This window comes from Pantoea sp. X-Soil-TKNS-1280 (assembly GCF_059730475.1).
The window spans coordinates 2,048,207-2,068,125 of sequence record NZ_AP035962.1; the positions used below are offsets into that span (position 1 = coordinate 2,048,207).

At 52.4% G+C, this 19,919-nt stretch carries 14 protein-coding genes; 8 read left to right on the forward strand and 6 right to left on the reverse strand.

Annotated features, from left to right (window positions below; genetic code table 11):
* Window positions 1-22: 22 nt before the first annotated feature.
* The 3 genes from AC6I8X_RS09610 to hpaD form a co-directional block, all read right to left on the reverse strand.
* The gene (locus AC6I8X_RS09610) at window positions 23-1,309 is read right to left on the reverse strand and encodes an FAD-dependent monooxygenase (RefSeq protein ID WP_313684508.1); all 1,287 of its coding nucleotides are present in this window, start codon (window positions 1,307-1,309) and stop codon (window positions 23-25) included.
* Window positions 1,310-1,335: 26 nt separating this feature from the next.
* Window positions 1,336-2,502, reverse strand: a complete 1,167-nt coding sequence (locus tag AC6I8X_RS09615; RefSeq protein ID WP_497840972.1) for an MFS transporter — start codon at window positions 2,500-2,502, stop codon at window positions 1,336-1,338.
* Between the two features lie 64 nt (window positions 2,503-2,566).
* A complete protein-coding gene (gene hpaD / locus AC6I8X_RS09620) occupies window positions 2,567-3,580 on the reverse strand; it encodes a 3,4-dihydroxyphenylacetate 2,3-dioxygenase (protein ID WP_313684513.1) in 1,014 nt (337 codons plus the stop codon).
* 289 nt (window positions 3,581-3,869) lie between these two features.
* Here hpaD and AC6I8X_RS09625 point away from each other — a divergent pair, with 289 nt between their 5' ends.
* From AC6I8X_RS09625 to AC6I8X_RS09645, 5 genes are all read left to right on the forward strand, one after another.
* Window positions 3,870-4,868, forward strand: coding sequence for an alpha/beta fold hydrolase (locus tag AC6I8X_RS09625; protein WP_497840973.1), 999 nt, complete (start codon window positions 3,870-3,872; stop codon window positions 4,866-4,868).
* Window positions 4,869-4,959: 91 nt separating this feature from the next.
* Complete coding sequence (locus AC6I8X_RS09630; RefSeq protein WP_299452887.1) at window positions 4,960-5,700, forward strand: response regulator; 741 nt, start codon at window positions 4,960-4,962, stop codon at window positions 5,698-5,700.
* A complete protein-coding gene (locus AC6I8X_RS09635; protein WP_313684519.1) occupies window positions 5,697-6,992 on the forward strand; it encodes an ATP-binding protein in 1,296 nt (431 codons plus the stop codon). The genes AC6I8X_RS09630 and AC6I8X_RS09635 overlap by 4 nt, the downstream gene beginning before the upstream one ends.
* A 167-nt stretch (window positions 6,993-7,159) precedes the next feature.
* Entirely contained in the window at window positions 7,160-7,930 is a 771-nt protein-coding gene (locus AC6I8X_RS09640; RefSeq protein ID WP_313684521.1) for an alpha/beta fold hydrolase, read from the forward strand.
* A gap of 20 nt (window positions 7,931-7,950) precedes the next feature.
* Complete coding sequence (locus AC6I8X_RS09645; protein WP_313684523.1) at window positions 7,951-9,138, forward strand: cytochrome c biogenesis protein DipZ; 1,188 nt, start codon at window positions 7,951-7,953, stop codon at window positions 9,136-9,138.
* A 36-nt stretch (window positions 9,139-9,174) separates the two neighbouring features.
* Here AC6I8X_RS09645 and AC6I8X_RS09650 read toward each other — a convergent pair whose 3' ends face one another.
* Window positions 9,175-10,596 carry an aldehyde dehydrogenase family protein gene (locus AC6I8X_RS09650; RefSeq protein ID WP_313684525.1) on the reverse strand — a complete coding sequence of 474 codons (1,422 nt, stop codon included), beginning with the start codon at window positions 10,594-10,596 and terminating at the stop codon, window positions 9,175-9,177.
* 106 nt (window positions 10,597-10,702) lie between these two features.
* Here AC6I8X_RS09650 and AC6I8X_RS09655 point away from each other — a divergent pair, with 106 nt between their 5' ends.
* Together AC6I8X_RS09655 and AC6I8X_RS09660 are read left to right on the forward strand one after the other, a co-directional pair.
* Entirely contained in the window at window positions 10,703-11,608 is a 906-nt protein-coding gene (locus AC6I8X_RS09655; RefSeq protein WP_497840974.1) for a LysR family transcriptional regulator, read from the forward strand.
* A gap of 262 nt (window positions 11,609-11,870) precedes the next feature.
* Window positions 11,871-12,770 carry a diguanylate cyclase gene (locus AC6I8X_RS09660; protein ID WP_497840975.1) on the forward strand — a complete coding sequence of 300 codons (900 nt, stop codon included), beginning with the start codon at window positions 11,871-11,873 and terminating at the stop codon, window positions 12,768-12,770.
* Here AC6I8X_RS09660 and AC6I8X_RS09665 read toward each other — a convergent pair.
* The gene (locus tag AC6I8X_RS09665) at window positions 12,761-13,060 is read right to left on the reverse strand and encodes a hypothetical protein (protein ID WP_497840976.1); all 300 of its coding nucleotides are present in this window, start codon (window positions 13,058-13,060) and stop codon (window positions 12,761-12,763) included. The two genes, AC6I8X_RS09660 and AC6I8X_RS09665, sit on opposite strands and share 10 nt — an antisense overlap.
* A 124-nt stretch (window positions 13,061-13,184) precedes the next feature.
* Here AC6I8X_RS09665 and AC6I8X_RS09670 point away from each other — a divergent pair, with 124 nt between their 5' ends.
* The gene (locus tag AC6I8X_RS09670) at window positions 13,185-14,297 is read left to right on the forward strand and encodes a lactonase family protein (protein ID WP_497840977.1); all 1,113 of its coding nucleotides are present in this window, start codon (window positions 13,185-13,187) and stop codon (window positions 14,295-14,297) included.
* Window positions 14,298-14,362: 65 nt separating this feature from the next.
* On the opposite strand, the gene AC6I8X_RS09675 is transcribed toward AC6I8X_RS09670, so the two are convergent.
* Window positions 14,363-19,885 carry a hypothetical protein gene (locus AC6I8X_RS09675; RefSeq protein ID WP_497840978.1) on the reverse strand — a complete coding sequence of 1,841 codons (5,523 nt, stop codon included), beginning with the start codon at window positions 19,883-19,885 and terminating at the stop codon, window positions 14,363-14,365.
* Window positions 19,886-19,919 lie beyond the last annotated feature (34 nt).

Here is a 19,919-nt window from a genome sequence, read left to right on the forward strand (position 1 = left end):
TCTATCTGAGTGAAAAGGGAAATTATTTATGGGTGGCAAAAACCGATTGGTATTTCGTCGGTTGGTCGGTCTCTTTTTCTGTCGGAATGCGCATACCGGCTCTGGCGTGGTATTCGCTGAAAATCGACAGGGCTTCTTCGTGGGGAAAGATTTTTTCGATGTCGTCGAATGGCTTACCGCCGCTGCGCTCCTCAACGATACGGCGTACCACTTCCGGACCTTCGCCGCGTGACGCCAGCACCAGCCAGTTCACTTTTTCGCGCCGTTCCAGCTCGTAAGCCTGCAAGGCGGCAACCGGGTCGCTGATGCTGGCGAGTTTCTCTGCCACCACGCGCGCATCGACAAAGGCCTGGCAAACGCTGTTGCCACCGCGCGGATACATGGCATGCGCGGCGTCACCGAGCAGGGTGATGCGGCCAAACGACCATTGCGGCAAGGGGTCATGATCGATCAACGGGAACAGATAACATTCGCGGGCGTTGCGGATCATGGCGCTGACATCGAGGAAATCGAGCTGGCAGTCATCAAAAACGTGTTCGATCTCTTTGACGCCGGTTGCCTGGTTCCAGTCTTCTTCGGTTTGCGGCTTCTCGTTCTGTTCAATCACCCAGTTCACCAGCTGATTGCCCTGACCATCGACGTTGTTCTGAATCGGATAGACGATCAGCGTGCCCTGACGAATCGGGTCGCCGATGTGCAAAATGCTGCCGCCGGTTTTGAACGGCGGCATCACGGTGACGCCGCGATACAGCGTCAGACCGGAGAAGTGGCTGCGGGCGGATTCCGGCAACAATTGGCTACGTACCACCGAACGGATTCCATCCACGCCAATCACCACATCGGCACGCACGCTGTTCGGCGCATTGGGGTTTAAACGGGTATCAAAATGGACGGTCACGCCGCTGTCATCCTGCTCGAAATGGCTGCAACGACAGCCGAGGGTGATGGCGTCAGCGCCCAGACGTTGCTGGACCGCTTTGTACAGCATCATTTGCAGGTGGCCGCGATGGACAAACCGCTGGTCGTCTTCGTAGCCCATATGTTTGCCGCACTGCTCGCCGAAGATTTGCTGACCGTAGCCGGTGTAAAAAATCGATTCTTTGGCTTCTACCGAGAGAGCCACAAAGGCGTCGTACAGGCCCAGCTCGGTGATTTCTTTTACCGCGTACGGCTTGATATCCACGCCGACGCCCAGCGGTTTTATCTCGGCTACCGCTTCAAACAGGCGGGGGCGAAAGCCCTGCTGATGCAGGCGCAGAGCGGTTGCCAGTCCGGCCGGGCCAGCACCAATAATGACGATATCCAACATGATGACTTCCTCTTGTTATTCAGCGTTCAACTATGACTTTTCAGGGTGTTGGTTTTGAGATCGTGATGGGTCTGGCGATGCACATCGCGCAGCCAGATCGGCAGTCCTGCCAGACACACCACCAGCCCGGCGATCACCAGCAGCGCCAGCGACTGCGGGTTTTCACTGCTTTGCGCGGCGATAAACAGCGGTGGGCCTAAGAACACGCCGACCAGCGTCAGCTGGGTGATTAGCCCACTGGTGGCCCCAATGCTTTCGCGTGAGGGTGCCACTACCGGGGCCAGTGCCCACATGCCCACCAGCAGGCCACTGCCAAACATAAATACCCACGAGGCGGCGATGGAAACCATAAAGCCGAGCGGCAGGGTGTAGATCGCCAGAGCGGGCGCGCCGGTGAGAATCAGGCCGACCACGCCAATCGCGGCGGCTTTCACGCCCCGGTTCAGCATCGCGCCGACCATCAGGCAGCCGATGCCGTTACACACCATTGCCATCACGTTCCAGTGCGCCACTTCCAGCACCGGCACGCTGTAGCGTTTGGCAAGATAAGGCGCGAGGGTGGAGATAATGCCGGTTTGCAAAAAGGCGTCGGCACCGAATGAAATGCCCAGCAGATAGATCAACGGGCTTTTCAGCACGGCACGTAAACCCCGGGTACGGGAGAACTGCGCTTTCTCCTCGGCGGTACGGCGCGGCAGGCTCACGGTGGCGACAAACGCCAGCGCCAGGGTGAGAGCCGAGTGCGCCACAAAGGCGGCACGCCAGTTGCCAAAATGTTCCGCGAGGCCCGCCGAGAGAAACGGCAGCAGGAAACTGGCGGGAACAAACGTAGACCACAGCGCCATCGCCATATTGCGCTGCTTGCCGGTGATGATGCGTCCGGCCAGCAACAGATTGAAGGCCGGGGCGGTGACGACGCAGATATCGCCAGCGACAATCACCACCGCACCTGCCAGTAACACCACCCGGTCACCGATTCGGTCAACGATGTAGCCCGCCAGCAGTGCGCCGAGCGCCACCATCAATGATGGCAGCGACATAATCAGCCCGATCTGGCTGTGTTCAAATACCTGGAACTCTTTAGCGATGGAACCTAACTCGGTGACGGCTTCACTGACGGTCATCGCCGCCATCACGCCAAGCGCATAGGCGACCAGAATTCTGACCAGCGGATTTTGAATGAATGTACTCACGATCCTTTCTCCCAATGGCTGATTTCATAACGTGCTCAGGTTTTACCGGGTATGGCCGGTACGCCTAACCATCATTGGCAAGGGCGAGAAAGCGTTCCAGCGTAGGCGGATCGACGGGGATTTCCGGCTGAATAACCGGGACGTGGGCGAAGGGCGTCGCTTCGGTAAACCATTTGTTTTGCGCCGGTAATCCCCACTGATCGGCGCGTTTGGGATCGGCCAGATTCCAGCCGAGGGCCGGTTCAATATCGATGTGCTGGTAATGGGTATTAAACAGCTCGATACGGTGTCCATCCGGATCGCGGAAGTAGACAAACAACGCGCCGCTGATGCCGTGGCGGCCTGGGCCACGTTCGAGCTGTGGTGCGTACCCCAGAGCCCCGGCCACATCGCAGGCACGGATCATGTCGTTGGTATCGGGCAGGGTGTAGGCGAAATGGTGCAGGCGCGGCCCCGGCCCCTGGGTAAAGACGATATCGTGTGGATTACCCTTGCGTTGCAGCCAGACGCCCCACAAATGCTGATCCTGCTCAACCTGAGACCAGGTATATTCACTGACGCGAAAACCCAGCGGTTGATAGAACGACCAGGCCTGGCGTACATCGCTGGTCTGGAGCTGGTAATGATCGAGACGCTGGGCGCTGGCACCACGGTAATGCTGATACTGTTTCAGCATCCGCTCACAAGGTGCCATGGACGCGCAGAACTCCAGCGGCACGCCGACATTATCAGTGACATGCAGGGTCAGGCCCTGATAAGGCAGCTCCACCACGGTGGTTTCCCGGCCCTGTGAGGCAAAATATTCTTGCGCTTTGTTGATATCGTCATCGCTGCGCACCCGCATACCGATGCGAGCACAGTGAACATCCGGCGATTTTTTTAACACCAGGCTGTGATGTCCGCGTTCTTCCAGTCCGCGCAGATACACGCTGGAATCATCCTCGTCACTGACCACCAACCCGATGAGATCGGTATAGAACTGTTTGCTGACCTCAAGGTCGCGAACGTTCAGGACAACATGACTGGCACGCGTCACGTTGAAAGGTGGCTCCAGAACCAACTCGTCGATCTGTGGCATGGGTATGTTCTCTCTTTCAGATTAAACCAAGGGTAGCGTTGTTGTGATAAATTTAGATATATCGTGTTAATAGATATATCTCATAATGTTGCCGCGAGAGGAGATCGCGCGCACAGTTCGAAGGGAAAATTTTGGAAAGTTGTGGCGGCGTTTTGTATCGCACTGTATCTGCGTCGCTCACCAATACATCGCGAGGCAAAAAACCGGGTTGTCAGAAACAACCTCAATACATCGGCATGGTGTTATGTAGGCGTTGTCACTCATCAATCAAATTTCTGGAGATACCGCCATGTTTCGTAAACCTTTGCTGGCTACATTGATCACCGCGACAGCCCTGTTTGCTGCCACCCATGCCGCTGCGGCAACCCCGACCGAAGCCGATTATGCGCAGGCGTTTCACACCATCCATCAGGTGAAAGCCGGGGTGCTGAACGTCGGCTATGTCGATATTGGTCCGCGCGATGGACAGCCGGTGATTCTGTTGCACGGCTGGCCTTACGACATCAACAGCTACAGCCACGTCGCGCCACAACTGGCGGCGCGTGGTTATCGCGTTATCGTGCCGTATCTGCGCGGTTATGGTTCCACCCGTTTTCTGTCCGCCAGCACGCCGCGCAATGGACAACCCTCAGCGCTGGCTGCCGATACGGTGGCGCTGATGGATGCGCTGGGCATTAAACAGGCGGTGTTTGCCGGTTTTGACTGGGGCGCACGCACGGCGGATATCGTGGCGGCACTGTGGCCGGAGCGGGTCAAATCCCTGGTTTCCGTCAGCGGTTATTTGATCAGCAGCCAGCAGATTGGTGAAAAACCGCTGCCGCCGCAGGCCGAGCTGCAATGGTGGTATCAGTTCTATTTCGCCACTGAACGTGGCCGTGAAGGTTATGCGAAAAATACCCATGATTTCGCCAAATTAATCTGGCAGCAGGCGTCGCCGGGCTGGAAATTCAGCGATGCCACCTTTAACCAGAGCGCCCAGGCGCTGGATAATCCGGACCAGGTGGCCGTCACCGTCAGCAACTACCGCTGGCGTATCGGGCAGGAGAAAGGCGAACCGCAATATGCGGCGTATGAGAAAAAACTGGCCACTCTGCCGGTTATCAGCGTGCCGACCATTACCATTGAAGGGGATAACAACGGCGCGCCGCATCCGGCCCCGGCAGCTTATCGGGCCAAATTCAGCGGCAAATATGAACATCGCACCTTTAGCGGCAATATCGGACACAATCCACCGGCAGAAGATCCGCAGGATTTTGTCAAAGCGGTGGTTGATGCCGCAAAGATGTGATTTTGTGGTAATAATTTGTTTTCGGACCGGTATTTTGTACCGGTCTTTTTTGCATTCATCCTTTTAAGCTGACTGATGACAGGGGGTTGTTTTGGAGCATATTGATCACATCCTGGTTGTTGATGATGACCGGGATATCCGCGAACTGGTCACCGACTATCTGATCAAATCCGGCTATCGCGCCACCGGAGCCGCCAATGGCCGGGAAATGCGCGCGCTGCTGGCGGCCAACGCGATTGATCTGGTGGTGCTGGACATTATGATGCCCGGCGACGATGGCCTGACCTTATGTCGTCAGTTACGCAGCGATCCGCAGCGTAATTTGCCGATTCTGATGCTGACAGCACGCAGTGAAGACAGCGACCGCATTCTTGGGCTGGAAATGGGCGCGGATGATTATCTGATCAAACCCTTTGTCGCCCGTGAACTGCTGGCGCGGATCAAAGCGATTCTGCGCCGCACCCGTGCTTTGCCGCCGAATCTGCAAATCACCGAGACCGGTCGCCTGATAGCGTTTGGTGACTGGCAGCTGGATACCTCGGCGCGTCATCTGCTGGATAACGAAGGAGTGATTGTGGCGCTGAGCGGGGCAGAATATCGCCTGTTGCGCGTGTTTCTCGATCACCCCCAGCGGGTATTAACCCGTGACCAGCTACTAAACCTGACGCAGGGACGTGATGCCGAGTTGTTCGAGCGCTCCATCGATTTGCTGGTCAGCCGCCTGCGTCAGCGTTTACGTGAAGATGCGCGCGAACCCGCCTACATCAAAACGGTGCGCAGTGAAGGCTATGTGCTGGCGTCGCCGGTGATGATTAAAGAGGTGAATCTATGAGGCTGTGGCCGCGTTCGCTGCTGTCCCGGCTGGTGCTGATCGTGTTGCTGGGACTGGTGCTGGCGAACGGGATGACGGTGGTCAGCCTGATGATTGAGCGCATGAGCAGCGCCAAAACGGTGATGCTCGGCAACCTTGAATATGACGTGGCGACCAGCGTGGCGATCCTTGATCATCTCTCCCCGGCAGAGCGGCCGGGATGGCTGGCAAAACTGGAACGGGGCAACTATCGCTATGAACTTTCGCCGGGACAGGCCGGTCCCTGGCCTGACAGCTGGCGTGCGCGCGATGCCATCCGTTCGCTACAGGAGACGCTCGGCGGGCACTATCCCTTAACCTTCAGCAATATCCCCGGGCCGAAGTTGCATATTCAGGCCCATATCACCTTGCATGATGGCGCACCGCTGACGCTGGATCTGTGGCCACGCATGCCTGCCATTGCCCGCTGGCTGCCGGTGGTGTTGTTTGCTCAACTGGTGCTGCTGGCATTCTGCGCCTGGATCGCGGTGCGGCAGGTGGTGCGTCCTTTTATGCGCTTCACCCAGGCGGTGGAAGGGCTGAAACCGACCCGTGCCAGTATCATGCCGGAAAGTGGTCCGGCCGAGGTGCAGCAGGCGGCACGCGCCTTTAACGCCATGCAGCTGCGCATCCAGGAGCATCTGAAGGAAAGGGCGCAGATTCTGGCCGCTATTTCTCATGATCTGCAAACTCCCATCACCCGTATGAAGCTACGGGTAGAAATGTCAGAACAGCCGGAACTGCGCGATAAGCTGCTGGGTGATTTAGATAATATGAGCCGGCTGGTACGTGAAGGCATCGATTATGCGCGATCGGCACAGATACCGGACGAAACGCCACAGCGGGTGAGCCTCAATGCATTCCTCGATAGCATCGCCTGTGATTATCAGGATGTCGGCAAAGCCGTGACCTTTTTGCCCTGTAGCGGCAAAGATAACTTCAATGTTCGTCAGCAGGCGCTACGGCGCATTATGACCAACCTGATTGATAATGCGCTGAAGTTTGGTCATCAGGCCGAGGTGTTACTGCTGAACGGCGCGGATGGCAGTATGGCGATCCATGTGCGTGATAACGGGCCAGGTATCCCGGAGGCGGAGCTGGACGCGGTGCTGGAACCTTTCTATCGCGTCGAGAATTCACGTAATCGTCATACCGGGGGTACTGGCCTCGGGCTGGCTATCGCCGCGCAGCTGGTCAGCCAGATGGCCGGTAGCCTGACGTTAAGTAACCGGGCGCAGGGCGGGCTTGATGTGCAGATCCTGTTGCGTGAGTAAAAAAGTCCCCCTTTTGTAGCCTTATGTATCAACGCCATCCCCGGATATTTACTGAGACAAAAAGGGGGGATTGCGGAAACGTCGTGAACACATCAGCTGGGTTAAATAAGCGCACTGCCAGATAACGCAGTGGTTCATTTCACTCCATCACATTCACGAGGTTTCCAATGAAAAAGTTTCTGTTTAGTGCCCTTGCCGCTGTTACGCTTAGCGCTTCTTTTGCCTCTTTCGCCGCGCAGGAAAGTCCCGCGGTCAACACCGTGGTGCTGGTGCATGGTGCCTTCGCGGATGGCAGCAGCTGGAATCGGGTGATTCCGCTGCTGCAATCTCACCACATCAAGGTGATTGCGGTGCAACTGCCACTGACCTCCTTACAGGATGATGTTGCCGCCACCCAGCGGGCAATCGACCGCGCTCCGGGCAATGTGGTGCTGGTGGGCCACTCGTGGGGCGGCACCGTCATCACTGAAGCGGGCAATAATCCACGCGTGAAGGGCCTGGTGTACGTCGCCGCTTTCGCGCCTTCCGTCGGACAATCGACCGGCGATCTGGCAGGAAGCTACCCATCCCCGCCAGGTAGCGCCGGTATTGCCAAAACGCCGGACGGTTTCCTTTACCTGCCTGCGCCAACGGTGGCACAGGATTTCGCCCAGGATTCGCCGGTCAGCCAGCAAAAACGCCTCACCGTGACCCAGGGGCCGATTCGCGCTGCGGCATTTGGTGACAAAGTGAGCCACGCCGCCTGGACGCAAAAACCGAGCTGGTATCTGGTCAGCACAGAAGACCGGATGATTAACCCCGACCTGGAACGGGCGATGGCGCAGCGCATCCACGCCAGTGTTAGCAGCGTGGCGGCCAGCCATACCTCAATGCTGAGCCACCCGACCACTGTCGCTCAGGTTATTACCCGTGCCGTCGCAGGCGTGAACGCGCAATAATCATTCTCTGGAGGTTAGCCATGTCGTTAATTATTGCGTTTCTGGCGGGGATGCTGACGTTACTGAGCCCCTGCACATTGCCGGTCATACCGTTTGTTTTTGCCAGCGTGCGCGGCAAAAGAGGGCAGATGGTGGCGTTGCTGGCGGGTATGGTACTGGTATTCACCGTCGTTTCCCTGCTGATCTCGGTGGCAAGTAGCTGGGTGACGCAGGTGACGGCCGCAGGGCGCTGGCTGGCTCTGTTGTTCCTGGCGTTGACCGCTATCACGCTGCTGTCCACGCGGGTGGCGCACTGGATCACCACGCCTTTTATGCTGCTGGGTAACCGCATTAACAACGCCAGCAACCAGCGTACTGGCCTGACCGCAGCGTTGCTGGCCGGGATGGCGATCGGGATGTTGTGGTCCCCCTGTGCGGGGCCGGTACTCGGGGCCATTCTTAGCCTGGCGGTCACCGGTCAGCATGCCCTTTCGGTGGGATTGTTGCTGGCGGCCTACGGTGCCGGGTGTGCGTTGATGCTGGGGGTATTGTGGTATGCCGGGCACGAGTTACTCATTCGTCTGCGTCCTGGGCTGGCAATGATGACGCGTTTGCGCCAGGGGGCCGGAGTATTGATGTTGGCGTCGGTGGTGCTGCTTGCCAGCGGCAGGCAGGGGGCGTTACAGGCGGCTCCGGTGCTGGCACAAAACCTTGAGCAGCGCCTCAGCCACTTTCTGCCGACCAGTACGCCAAAAATTACCCCGGTGCCGGTGGTTGAACAGACACAAAGTGCCTTGCCGGGGCTGGAGGGCGGCACGTCCTGGTTCAATAGCACACCTCTTAGCCGGGCAGATTTAAAGGGCAAAGTGGTACTGATTGATTTCTGGACCTATGACTGTATCAATTGCCAGCATACGTTGCCGCATGTCCGTGATTGGGCAAAGAAATATCAGGCGGATGGTCTGACGGTGATCGGTGTGCATACCCCGGAATATCCGTGGGAACGTGACCCGGCGGCAGTCGGCCGGGCCATCAAACAATGGGGGCTGCCATATCCGGTGGTGGCGGATAACAACTACAGTATCTGGAATCGCTTCGGCAATATGTACTGGCCAGCCCATTATATTTTCGATGCTCACGGCCAGCTGCGTTACACCGCCTTTGGTGAGGGCGATTACGCCGGGCAAGAGAAGGTGATTCAGCAACTGTTGCAGGAAGCCAAAGCGTAAAACAGCGCCGCTACCATAGCGGCGCACTTTATTGCGTTACCGTGCGAAGGTTAACGCGCGTGGTTCCAGAAACGCGGTAATCCCCCATTGGCCCATTTCCCGTCCGATGCCGGAGCTGCGAAACCCACCAAAGGGCGCGCGCGGTTCATGCGCCAGGGTATTAATCATCACTCTTCCGGCCAGAATCTGCTCACCAACCTGACGGGCTCTGGCTTCATCTTCGCCGATCACCAATGCTGAGAGTCCATACTGGGTGTCATTAGCGATAGCGATCGCTTCTTTCTCATCACGGTAGGTTAACAGGCTAAGTACCGGGCCAAAGATTTCATCCTGCGCAATGCGCATATCGTTGCGAACATCTGTAAATAAGGTTGGTTTCACATACCAGCCCTGGGTCAGAGGTTCTGGTCGGCCGCAGCCTCCGGCCAGCAGACGCGCACCCTGTTGCGTACCCATCTCAATGTAGTGCTGAACACGTTCCCATTGCTGCTGGTTAATCATCGGGCCAATGGTGGTGCAGGCATCAGCTGGATCGCCGGATATCTGTCGTTGTACGGCGGCAGTCAATGCACGCTCAAACTCGGCTTTACGCTGCTCAGGCACCAGAATGCGCGTCCCGGCGATGCAGGCCTGCCCGCTATTGATAAAACCCGCCTGCACCGCAAGTTCGGCTGCACGTGCGGCATCAGCATCGGGCAAAATCAGGGTGGGGGATTTGCCTCCCAGTTCCAGCGTAACGCGTTTAAAACTGTCTGCGGCACTGCGCAGGATGGCTTTGCCGGTGGCAGTGGAACCGGTAAAGGAGATTTTTGCCACATCCGGGCTGGTGCTGATGGCATGACCCACTGTCGCTCCACGACCGGTGACGATGTTAAAGACGCCGGGTGGTAATCCGGCGCGATCCAACGCCCTGGTGACCACCTCAGTTTGTAGTATGCTGAATTCACTCGGTTTGATCACCGTGGTACAACCGGCAGCAATGGCAGTAGCCAGTTTATGGCAGATAAAGCCGGCATTGCTGTTCCACGGGGTGATCAGTCCGGCCACCCCGAGCGGCAGCATTTGTACCCTGGCGCGTCCTGCCTGTTGCTGAAACGGGTAGGTTTGCAACTCCTTCATCACCTGTTTGATGACATCAGCAGGATAGGTGGCCATCCATTGCGAACGTGAAGACGGTGCGCCATATTCTTCACGTACCGCCTCGTGCAGTTCCTCTTCACATTGCTGCATGGCGTGAAACATAGTTTCCAGCAGCGCCAGCCGCTGTGCGACGCTATATTGGCTAAAGTCGGGGAAGGCGGCTTTGGCCGCCGCGATGGCTTGCAATGCATCACTTTCATTAGCCAGCCGGGCGGTGCCGATAACACTGCCGTCGGAGGGTCTGATAATATCCATCCTCTCGGTGCCTGCCGGGGTGACAAAGCGGCCATTGATGTAGATGTGTTCGATTGAGTGCATGGGCTGTTCTCCTGGAATGCTGTGGTGCAAAGAAAAGTAGCACGCACGCGATGTCGCTATAATCCGCCAGACCCTGCAAAGGCTATTGCGTTTAACGGAATAATTGATGAATCGAACCGGTATCAGTGAACTTGAAATCATGCTGGCAGTGGCGCGGCGCGGCAGTTTCAGCGGTGCAGCCAGTGAGCTGGAAATCTCTCCCTCTGCTGTGACCAATGCCGTCGCAGGGCTGGAAAAACGGCTGGGTGTGCGTCTGTTCAACCGAACTACACGCAGTGTCGGGTTAACGGAGGCCGGGCGGCGTTTTATGGTGAAGATTGCGCCTGCGGTCGAGATGATTCGCAGCGCGTCTGCGGAGGTTGCCAGCCTGCCAGCCGATCCTGCCGGGTCACTGCGCATCAATGTCCCGCCGGAAAGTTGTGCGTTGTGGTATGACGAAATTCTGCTGCCATTTCTTGCTCGCTACCCCCGTATCCGGGCGGATATCCATAGCCAGAAGGACAAGGTGGATATTGTTGCCGCAGGCTATGACGCGGGTATTCGCCTGGAGGATGATATCCCGGCCGACATGATCCCGGTAAAACTGACGCCACCGTTACGCATGATCCTGGTCGCGTCGCCCGACTACCTTTCCCGCGCGGGGACGCCGCAACAGCCTGAACAGCTGAGTGAGCATTGCTGTATCTGTATGCGTATGGCTGACGGCAGTATTTACCGCTGGGAACTGAGCCACCAGCAGCAAAACTATAAGGTGCAGGTGGAACCGTTGCTCACCGTCAATGACCTGGCTTCGGCGCAGAAAGCGGTAGTGGGAGGACTGGGGATTGCCTGTTTGTCAGAGCGTCATATCGCGGCAGATGTGCAGGCGGGCAGGGTGATTCAGCTGATGCCGGAGTGGCAAGTCAATCTCGGCACATTGTGTCTGTACTATCCCGGTCATCGCCTGGTTCCTCCCACATTAAAGGCGCTGACGGAATTTATTCGGGAAGTGATGACCACAACGGACCTGTAGTGGCGCGATATATCGTGCATATTACTTTACATATATTTGATGTGGATATTTAACATCTGCCTCATATTCGCGACAAATAAAACATAATTTCTATAGTTCAATCCTCATGCCGCCAGTTAAAACAATGTGTTGCGTGACATAACGTTGCTTTGCTCACAAAAAATAAACTGAGTCACCAGGATGATTCTTTTTTACAAAAACAATCAAATCTATAATTTTGTTTTTGTAATCTTATCCATAGTTTTTTAATTGTGGAGGAATAATGCAAAGGACCATCTACGATATCGATGTTGATATCAGAAATTTGAACCATGCCATCAAACATCATTATGAATGGTCAAACAGGCTGCTGGAGATCAGTTTGTTCGGGGGCGATTTCGATAAATCTTTAGAGGATAAAAACTCTCAAGGCTATTGTGATTTTGGTAAGTGGATCGATGCTGCACTCATCAAATATGACTTTAACGAAAACGATCTCCTGCGTATTTCTGACTCCCATATGAAAATGCATCAAACGGTCAGGGATATTATAGCGGCAATTAAAGTGAATGCATTTACCCACTCACAACTTAAGGAATATTTTTATAAGCAGAAAAACTTCCTCGATGCTGTAGATACTTACAAATCCAGCTTGCTAGCAAACCGCAGTGCTTACGACGCATTGACCGAATTACCTATGCGTAACAAACTGATAAATGACTTTCCACGTTTACAGGCACGATGTGCGCAGAGTGATAAAGACCTTTATTTGATTATTCTGGATGTTGATCATTTTAAACAGGTGAATGACAGATATGGTCACAATGGCGGCGATACGGTGCTTAAAGGTCTGGCTAACCTCCTGCTGGGTGCAATGCGAAAAGATGAAAAGTGTTACCGCTATGGTGGCGAGGAATTTGTTATTTTAGTCGAAGGTGAAAATCTTCACGACATCAAAAAAATCATTGAACGACTGATGATAAAAATCCGTGGTGAAATGTTTCTTTATGAAGACAATATCATTAACATTACGGTGACTTTTGGTATTTCTCCGGCTAAAACAGATTGTTCACTGGAAGATATTATCGCGTTGGCTGATAAGGCGATGTATTACGGCAAGCAATATGGCCGGGATGTTTGTATGCTAAATCACAATGATGAGATTGGGGTACTTTATAAATAGCCATCGCGAAATATTAGCGAGCTAAACTCAACCGGTGACAGGGCACTGGGTACGCGTAACGCAACCGAGGTCTGGCTCTCGCTCCAGAAATCAGCAAACAGGCGCAGTGCCGCAGGTGCCTGCGCCGCCGCCCAATCCTGCGGCAACTGTGCGACATCAACCCACTGGATCAAATCATCTGGGACTTCGATATGCTCAAGAGGGGTGATCAGTTTCAGCACTTCATATGTTGAGCCGTCCGGCACCAGTGAGCCAGCGCACAATCCCACATAAAACTTTTTCGGCCACATCAGGCTAACCCACTGAAAGTGGATACCCTCTGGACATTTGCCCAAACTGTCTCGGGCAATCACACCTTACCGCCCGGATTCACGCCAGATACGCTGCTCCGACCCTGACCTGTGGAGAAAAATAATGAAAAATGTTATGCGTCTGGCGTTACTCTCTGCCCTGGCTTTCAGTGGATCACTGATGGCACAAACCTTCGTCTACGTGTCTGAGGCCACCGATGGCAACATTGCCCGTTATGCCCTGAATGACAAAACCGGGGCGCTGACCTTACTGGGGCAGACCTCAGCGGGAGGCAAAGTGATGCCGATGGCACTCAGCGCCGATCATCATCACTTATATGCCGCGATTCGCAGCCAGCCATTGCGGCTGGTGAGCTGGACAATTGATGCCCAAAGCGGTGACTTATCACAGGCGACCGAGGTAGCCGCAGCAGCCAGTTATCCTTATATCAGCCTCGATAGCCGTGGGCGTTTTTTGTTAGGTGCTTCGTATGATGGTGATGTGGTGCATGTTTATCGGCTGGCTAGTGATGGCAAAGTAGAAGCACCACCGGTGGCGGCGTATAAAACCGGCCATGTAGCGCATTCTGTGATCATCGATGCCACCGGGCACTCGGTCTATGTCGGCAATCTTGGCACTGACCGCGTGTTGCAACTCAATTTAACCCCGGACGGCAGCCTGACACCGATTGGTAAGGGTTATGTGGAGACTGCTGCGGATAACGGACCGCGCCATTCGGTGATGTCACCGGATAACCGTTATTTGTATAACGTGGGTGAGATGGGGGGCGTCATTACACAATTTAAGCGCCAGCCAAATGGTGCGCTGGATAAGATCGCTGAATGGCCCAATGCCGTTGCGGCGCAGTATCAGTTGCAACATGGTCGTGAACGTCCGGCAGATTACAACGATCCGACACCACGTATCTGGTCGGCGGATATTCGCATGACGCCCAATGGTCGCTTTTTGTATGTGACAGAACGCACCAGCAGTACGGTGAGTGGTTATCGTGTCAACAAAGATGACGGTAAATTAACGTTAATTGGCAGCTGGCCGGTGGAAAAACAGCCGCGCGGCATAGCTATCTCGCCTGATGGTAAATGGCTGATCGCCAGCGGCGAGAAAAGTAATGTGACGGGTAGCTATGCTATCAATTCACACAGCGGGGTGCTGAAACGCGCAGGTAGCGCCCCTGCCGGTGGTGACGCGAACTGGGTGACGGTGGTGACGTTTTGATGATGTCATTTTGATAAAATAATGTCGCGACGCAATAAATTGTGCCGCGACGACTTACCCGTGTTTTAACCTGAGTTGGCTGAATCTTTTTTCGAGGTTGAAGCACCCGCATTCACCTCATCCAACAGTGCAGTACCTGCCTGCAATACAATTGATTTTAATAAATCAAATTTAATCAGCGCATCTTTATCGATTTTCTGATTTGGTTCCAGATTTTCATATGCGACCTCAGCTACCCGATGCCAGAGGCTGACCATAAAGTCAGCATTCTGCTTCAGGAAATAAAGCAGGAATTTATGATTGTTATAGGCAATATCCATTAGTGAGCGTAATTCAATACGTTTTTTTGTTGCTTCATCACTAAAACGATTGTGATAGCGATAGGAATCCTTCCCTAAATATTGATTGACAAATTCCCAGATTTTATCTCTGTGGATAAAATCCTGAGTATGTCTCATTAATTGGTCGCAGAAACGCTCAAGGAATTCAGAGTCACGCATCAGGTAATCAACCAGATGGTTTCTATCCGATAAAAGTTCTTTGCCATATTGCTCGATGCCACGGAAAGTGAATTTTTTTATTGTATTGTAGGTTTCAATATATACCTCAGGGGGTGTGTAAGCAAAGTCCAAACCATTGTTAATATGGTCGGATTCATGTATGGCGATCTGTTTAAATATATCGTCATTGGGTATTTTTTGGGTGTAAATAAATTTATGTTTATCATCGATAGTCGTAAAAGCTATGTCTCCGGGACTAAAAAGTAATTTTTCGGCATCGTCTTTAAAACAGCCGCCAACCAGTTTGCCATCTTTAGCATATCTCTCCTCAAAAATCTGGAACCGATCGGGGGTGACTGCCAGAATGTTATTCTGTAATCTTCGGAAGTCGGTAGTGAATGAGCGCACTTCATCATCAGTAAATGTTTTCCCGGTAAACTCCGAAAGAATGTTACTCATCAGTCTCGGATGTAGTTTGTTATTGAAAAGGTCGCTAATCATCCGGGCCTGAGAATGGAGTTCATTTATATTGACTTTGAGTCGCTTAAGAAAATCGGGATATTTCTTTTCCATGTCATATTTGTTTTTTGTTTTTAGTGAATATTTCGGATTGTCCTGAATATCCGGTGGGGATATTTTATCGAGAATCTTATTTATCCATCGATTAGCCTTGATTTCACGCTCGGGAAACTGTTTGTAATAGACGGCAACTTTATCTTTGAACTCCCGGTTACGATAATTGAAGGCTTTTATTTTCTGGTTCAGCTTTTCGAATTCCTTTATGAATTCATCCGCTTTTGGGTAAAAAATATCTTCATTCGGGTATATGCTGTGGAATAGTGCAATTGCCCGTGAAAAACGTTTAAATCCTGAGTTAATTGTTGCAGGTATTTCCCATCTTGCAAATTTCTCTATAAATTCACTGGCTGCAGGATATTTACCTCGTATAAAATCAACTGGCAGGATCATTCCCAGCTCTTTCATCATTTTTCGGCATGCTATTTCAGCAAAGTGGGGCGGGTCTGGAAGCTGACTACCTTCCTTAATTAAATTCTGCATCGCTGCTTTGCGCTGATAGTCCTCATAGGGATTTAATGCCATGTAACCATAGGTCAGTGGACTAATCATATCGGTATAGAACGGGGCTTTTGTGGAGGCATTACGCTTCACCCGAATCGATGCACTGCTACCGTTGATGGGATCACCACGCCAGGAGATAAAGATGTCATTAAACTCACACAGTTGTTGAAATTGAATGCGTCTTTCTTCATCTTTCCATTCGATGATTATCGTGTCACCATCGTCTCTCTTAACCCAAAGGCGTACCGGTTTCCATCCAGGATAGGTGATTAAATTATTGAAAAAGGCATCAGAGATATTTGCGCTGTTAAAATTAATCTCCGAAAATTCTTTTTTAAAAAACACTTTTCCATATTTATCGGAAGTACGCATATCCTGTTCCATTCGTTCGGTCTTTAATGCATCAAGCGTATTGCTTGCGATATGAGATAAGAAATCAGAAACGTTTATGACTAATTCCTGATTATGCGGTTCAGAGCGAGCCACTTCATAGTTGGTAGGGAGAAGGAATAAATTTTTCTGATCAAGCCGATAGTTTTTTATACCCTGGGGGCCGTTAGTTTTGCAATAAATCTGGTCTGTGAGCATATTCCAGCGAACATCAAGAATTTTTATCTGAGCAGGAAGCTGCCGAATATTGAGAGAATTGTTATGCAACATCCAGCCCAGATCGGTATTAAACAGGGTCGAATTTGCCAGGTAATTCCTTACCTGACTATCCTCAAGATACATTTGTTCCTTCACATCCGATGCATCAGTTGGGTTCAGGCTGACCTGTGAGGAGGCGTGTTTGGTTTCCTTTCTGATATTTTCAGCGATCTTTCCGACAACAGAACGCGCAACTGCGGCGAAAAGCCTTACCAGTTTGCTGCCTTCCCCTTCAGGGGTTGCATCATAAAGGCATATTGCCGCATCCTCAAGGGTCAGCAAAGCCTTCTTTAGGGTGCCTGGTCCGGCGGTAATATCATTCAGTGCCTGTTTGCACGATTCAACCGGAATGAACTGCGTGGCTAAGTTTTCGGAAAAATCAACCACAACATCCCAGGTTCCCGGTGAAGATGTTGTGACCGTGGTGATTTCAGGGAAACGTATATTAATAATACTTTGACTTAAGCGTTGCATATATATCTGCCAGCTTTCCCTTTCATTAGCGGCAGGAACGGTTTTTTTGTCGCTGACAAAAAACGTGGTTTGCGCCAATTGATTGACACCCTGGGCAGATAAACGTGCCACAAAATCGGTTTTACCCTGCTGATTAAGCCAGTTCGCGTAATGATCTCGGGTGTGGAAATGTGCGGAATCATCATAGGCTAATGGTGCAGCAAAATTATTTAGCACCGGGATTTCAGAAATGAAATAGCAACGCCTGATACGCTCGAAATCTGCTGTCACAATAAAACCAATAAAATGGCGGTTTTTAACGGATTCTGACGCATTCTGTGAAGTGATGAAATAAACTTCCAGTCCCTGTGGCTCCTGCGAAGCAAACAGGAAAAAATCCTGATCGACCGCAGGAATCTGTTCAAAAGCCAGACGGCAGAGTTGTTTTTCCACATCAGCTAAAGCCTGATAATCGCTTTTAAGATGTGTGATCTGCTCTCTGTATTGTTGCAGATCGTGGTAAATTTTATGATTGAGATACAACGCATGTACCAGCAACCGGCCTTCCACTTCGAGATGATTGAGATAATCACTCAGCCTGTAAGTGCTTTTTTTAAGCAGGTCATCATAGCGGGAAAACTTTCTTAATAAATAATCATCTGAGAAACGGAGCAGAGATTGCATACCAAACTTTTTTAACTTCTCTGCAGTAAGTAGATTCAGTTTGTTGTCATTGGCAATAATGCCCGCCGCAACGGTTAAAAGCACGCCATTGGTAGAAAGAACGGCTTCGTCACTGACATCATCTTTGTTTATCAGACGGAAGCAGGGAAGATGATTTTTAATGAACTCCAGGTGGAGAAACTGCATTTTTTCAATGATCACCTCACTTTCCAGAAAAGCGGGTAGTGCTTCATCAGCATTTATCACGGAGGCCAGCAGATTGTTTTTAAATCCATTTTGCAGATCAATGACCAGATTTTCCAGCGCTGAAAATTTAGTGCTGACGGGTTTTACCATCGCCAAAATAGTATTAAAGGTTGCGGACAGTAACTTCCCCGGATCGGGTATCAGACGGTCGATCTCGTAGAGCAGGATATCGGTCAGATGATGTTTTCCCTCCGGAGCCTGTACCCAGGCATTCAGTAATTCTTTATTATTCGCAAAGGGTGAGCGCTCAAACAGTGACGTGGCAAATTTGACTGCCTCTGACTCGTCATATGCACAGTCCTGGTTATGATTTATCACTAATTTTCTGATGATGATGGCGATTTTTTCCAGCGGAGTAAGTTGCGACGTGACGGACCCTGGCAGGGTAAGCAAATAAACATGAAGTTTGTCTTCAATCTGAGTCGCTGGAATTTGGCTGAGCCACTGCTGTGCCTGTACCAGCATGTCATCAAGATCGCGCGCAATAAGGGGGGGGCGTTTTATTCTGCACGACCCCTGCGGTTTCGCTGTTTCAGATGGACCAAATAATAGTGTCAGACTATCCTGAGTGACCGCAGGCAGCGGAGTGGTGCTACCAGGCAGGGCAGCGGTTGTGGGGGGATTTCTGGGGAAGGTAAAGGGATATAATATTAACACCCTTTTATTACGATCAAACAGGTTGAGCGCATAATCAACCTGCTCAGCAGACAGCATTGGCGTTGACGATACAGCCTGCGCCGTGGTCGTTTCACCGTAGTCGTAAAATGGCCATTCATCAAAACCGGCCATGGGTCCAAATGGATCGAGGTCATTTTCATCAATCACCTCAGCCTGAATATCCTGTGCTCCAGCGACGGGCAGGAGATTCCAGCCTAAGAGCGGCGCAGCCAATGTTTTCCGTGCGGCGTTGGCAGCAGGGCAAATACCGCTGTTAATTGGCTCGCTCACCCCATCGATTTGCAGTGGGAGACGGTAAAGTGCAGAAGAATAGCCTGTCGTGGCGGTATTTAACTCCCGGCCGATCTCAAGATCTAAACCGTTGTTATTGCTAACACAAACCCGTGTTGCCAGATTGCCTTCAATACCTACACCCGCGATTTCAATCTCTGAGGTCTGGTTATCAAACCTGTTCACCCTATCCGAGGGACACTTGGGAATACGCAGGCAAACCGACTGTCCCTGCCTGAGCAGCAGCGGTGGCAGGGAAATGTCGGCAGGCAGGTTGATGATGGATTTGAACCATAATTCTGCGGCGGGTGATGTGCCCCCAATGATAACCGGACTGGCATTCAACATCTGCCCAGGTGCTGTTGTCGCAGAGGACGCGCCGAGGGTGGGCAGCGTAGTATCCAGATAAACGCTGACATAGGGTGCCAGCGCATTGATCAGCGGGAGCATCAGCGTTGAACGGGGCTGCCAGAATGCCATCTTTTCCAGGCAGCCTTTGAGTTTCTGCTCAAACTTGCGGTAAAGGTGACGATCTTCTTCCGTCAGGCTATTCAGCCATGCTTCGCGGTCCGCAACATGTTCTTCGACACGTTGCAATGCCACGCTGGCACCTTCAGCCGTTGAGGCGGAAAGCATCAGTTGGTTTAGCGCATACAACTCCTCATTCAACTCAGCGTTGTCTGACGTGGTCAGCAGCAGCCTGGGTAGCTCACTGTGTGCCTGATCGAGTGCCCGCTGCTGTAGCTGGCAGAACGACCAATGCAGCAGCAGTTGTGCAGCGGCCAGTACCGGCCTTTCCATTCCGTAAGAACTGGCGCGGATCAGTGAAGCGAAATAGCTATTGAGATTGCTCAGACTCTGCCTCACCACCTCCGGCGCTGAGCGTGGCAACCGGTGATTACTGGAGAGTCGTGTCAGGCTGTTGCTCAGGGTCCGGCATATTCTGCCGAATGAAAATGCTGTTCTGCTGGTGGGTTGTAACGCTGCATGGCCTGCGGTTGATGAGAAAATATGTGCTGCATCCGTCATTAAGAACCCCCTGAGTGATGATTTGTTGAACGAG